The sequence below is a fragment of the Buttiauxella cochleicola genome (assembly GCF_021282405.1).
Lineage (GTDB): Bacteria > Pseudomonadota > Gammaproteobacteria > Enterobacterales > Enterobacteriaceae > Buttiauxella > Buttiauxella massiliensis.
In genome coordinates this window covers 1-3,452 of sequence record NZ_JAJSOU010000032.1, presented here as the reverse complement: position 1 = coordinate 3,452, position 3,452 = coordinate 1, and the positions used below count along the sequence as shown (strand labels likewise).

Here is a 3,452-nt window from a genome sequence, read left to right as displayed (position 1 = left end):
GGCGTATATTACGCTTTCCTCTTTCAGAGTCAACCCTTAATTTCAGGATATTTGACTCTCATCGCCGCCGTTACTCTGTGATGTTGTTCACATGTTCCGTGTCGATGGAGGCGCATTATAGGGAGTTCTCCTGAGGCTGCAACCCTAAATATGCAGTAATTTGACTGACTGCTGCAATCCCCAGCAAAAGCCCGCTTTATACGCAGTTGTGCACAAAGTTATCCACAAAACTGATCGACTCTCCTTGATAAACCCACCTCGAAGTTAGTAATACGATCATCAGCAACACCAGAAACGCCCCATGAAGACGCATTTTTCTGCCTCACCGTTCATTTATATCCTTCGCGAAGCCAAGGTTCGCGTTCCTAACCGCGAGATCTGCCTTAAACATGCCATCTCCTGTTCTTCCGTCTATATATAGAAGGCGTAAGAAGTTTGGCGACATGGGCAGATTGGCTTTTGATGGCGGCAACATCGTGCGTGAATGTATCCGGTCTTTCTCAAGTGAACGGTTGTTACTGCCGAGCCACGATGAACCCCGCACGCATCGTTCCTTTATAAGTACACTTCGGGCTTTCGGTACTACCTGCTTTCGGCCTGCCTCGATTCGCAGCTGTGTTATCAGCTTAAACACCGCAAACATGTAAAACGTATGCGAATCGGTTTAGCTATATAAATGTACGCTGCACGATGATGTCTTTGTCGACCTGTTCGTGAACTGCGTGATGGGTGCCTGGCGCGTAATAAAGAAGGAAATCGTTAAGCTCGGAGATTTACGCGGGGAACTAAGCTTGGGTGTTGTGGAATTTATGACCTGCTCCCCGTTGATTAGTACACCCCGATGTTAGTAATGTCTTCATCTGCAACGTGAGGACATCCCCATGAAGAAGCGTTTTTCCGACCAACAGATCATCAGTATTCTCCGCGAGGCTGAAGCCGGGGTATCTGCCCGTGAGCTCTGCCGCAAGCACGCCATTTCCGATGCCACGTTTTACACATGGCGTAAGAAGTATGGCGGTATGGAAGTGCCTGAGGTTAAGCGCCTGAAGTCGCTTGAAGAAGAGAACGCCCGACTCAAGAAGCTGCTCGCCGAAGCCATGCTCGATAAGGAGGCGCTTCAGGTGGCTCTTGGGCGAAAGTACTGACGACAGACCAGAAGCGGGAAGCCGTGGAGTTGATGTGTGGAGCGACCGGTCTGTCGCAACGTCGTGCCTGCAGGCTGACAGGTTTGTCCCTGTCGACCTGCTGCTATGAAGCGCAGCGTCCGGCGTCGGATGCGCATTTATCAGGGGGCATCACTGAACTGGCGCTTGAACGCAGGCGTTTTTGGTTACCGGCGCATCTGGCAGTTACTGCGTCGGGAGGGCGTTCACGTCAATCACAAGCGGGTATACCGCATTTACCACCTTAACGGCCTGAGCGTAAAACGCAGACGACGTCGTAAAGGGCTGGCGACCGAGTGGTTTCCCCTTCTGCGCCCAGATGGGCCGAACCTGACTTGGTCGATGGATTTCGTCATGGACGCACTGGCCACCGGTCGCAGGATCAAGTGTCTGACCTGCGTGGATGATTTCACGAAAGAGTGCCTGACGATTACCGTCGCTTTCGGGATTTCAGGCGTGCAGGTCACGCGTATTCTGGACAGCATTGCACTGTTTCGCGGCTATCCGGCGACGATAAGAACCGATCAGGGGCCGGAATTTACCTGCCGCGCATAGGATCAATGGGCCTTTGAGCATGGCGTGGAGCTGCGACTTATCCAGCCGGGCAAGCCGACCCAGAACGGATTTATTGAGAGTTTTAACGGACGCTTTCGCGATGAATGCCTCAATGAGCACTGGTTCAGCGATATTGTTCACGCCAGGAAAATCATTAATAACTGGCGACAAAATTATAACGAGTGCTGTCCTCATTCATCGCTGAATTACCAGACTCCAGCTGAATTTGCAGCTGGCTGGCGAAACGGGAAATATGAAGAAAAACCAACCGACATTACTAACTGAAGGTTGTGATCTCCCCCCTGTAAACCGTACCAGTCTAAACTGAAGTATCCGGTCTTTCTTTCATCTCACAGAGAGGCACATCGCCATGAAAAAGACCCGTTATACCGAAGAACAGATTGCATTTGCGCTGAAACAGGCCGAAACCGGCACCAGAGTGGAGGAAGTGTGCAGAAAGATGGGCATTTCTGAAGCCACTTTTTACAACTGGAAGAAAAAATTTGGCGGGATGGGCGTGACGGAACTGCGTCGTCTGCGGCAACTGGAGGATGAAAACCAACGACTCCGTCGTCTGGTGGCAGACCTCAGTCTGGACAAGGAAATGCTCCAGGATGTCATTCGAAAAAAGTTCTGAGGCCCGTCCAGAAGCGGGAAGCGGTGACTTACCTACTGGACGCATATCGTATTGGTCTGCGCCGTGGTTGCCGTTTGATGATGCAGAGTCGCACGGTATACAACTATTGCAGCTGCCGTGATGACAGGGCCCTGACTCACCGGATAAGAGAGATTGCTGAGGCGCGTGTCCGCTATGGCTGTCAGCGTATTCATATTCTTTTGCGCCGTGAAGGCTGGTTAGTAAACCATAAGAAAACTCACCGAATATATTGTCTGGAAGGACTGAATCTACGGACAAAACGCCCCCGTCGGCATGTTACTGCCAGGCACCGACACGTCCGTCCGGAAGTCAGCGCTGTAGATCAGTGCTGGAGCATGGATTTTGTTGCTGATAATCTGTTCAACGGACGTCGGATCCGTGCCCTGACTGTAGTGGATAATTTTAGTCGTGAATGCCTGGCGATAGAGGTTAGTCAGGGGCTGCGGGGAGAGGATGTAGTTGCCGTTATGGAGCGCCTGAAGCGAATGAAGCAGCGGGTGCCACACCGGTTGCAGACGGATAATGGCAGCGAATTTATCTCTAAATCGCTGGACAGATGGGCGTATGAAAATAAGGTGACGATGGACTTCTCGCGGCCGGGAAAACCCACAGACAATGCACTGGTCGAGTCATTCAACGGCAGTCTGCGTGATGAATGTCTGAATGTTCACTGGTTCCTGTCACTGGAAGATGCTCAGGAGAAGATCGAGTGCTGGCGACAGGAATATAACCAGCAAAGACCACATTCATCGTTAAATAATCAGACTCCGGAGGAATTTATCCGAAGTCTGCAAAAAGGCCGGAATCACTGATTTAACCTGGCATCGATATTGGGAAGGGATCAATAACCCGGAAATCTCAAAAAGTGCGTGGAACTAAAACGGGTGTGCTTACACACGCTCTCCGGGAATCGTCCACATAGCCGTTTCAAAATCCACTTCTGTCCAGCGGACCCTGTAAATAATTCTGTGTAACTGCCAACGTATTAAAGGTGATCGCTCAGGCGGTCACCGAACTCGATAATAAAACGACTCATCGCCAGCCGCCAGTTTTGGATCGGCATACTCCATTTCTTT

General features: G+C 51.0%; 1 protein-coding gene and 1 pseudogene. Both read left to right on the top strand.

The window, feature by feature from the left end:
* The first annotated feature begins 881 nt into the window (after positions 1 to 881).
* Positions 882 to 2,003: pseudogene (locus LVQ79_RS22445) on the top strand (IS3 family transposase).
* 85 nt (positions 2,004 to 2,088) lie between these two features.
* Positions 2,089 to 3,188, top strand: a protein-coding gene (locus tag LVQ79_RS22440) for an IS3 family transposase (RefSeq protein WP_232867052.1) whose coding sequence is annotated in 2 segments (ribosomal slippage) — positions 2,089 to 2,350 and positions 2,350 to 3,188 — 1,101 coding nt in all. Because the reading frame shifts where the segments join, the coding sequence is not laid out codon by codon here.
* Positions 3,189 to 3,452 lie beyond the last annotated feature (264 nt).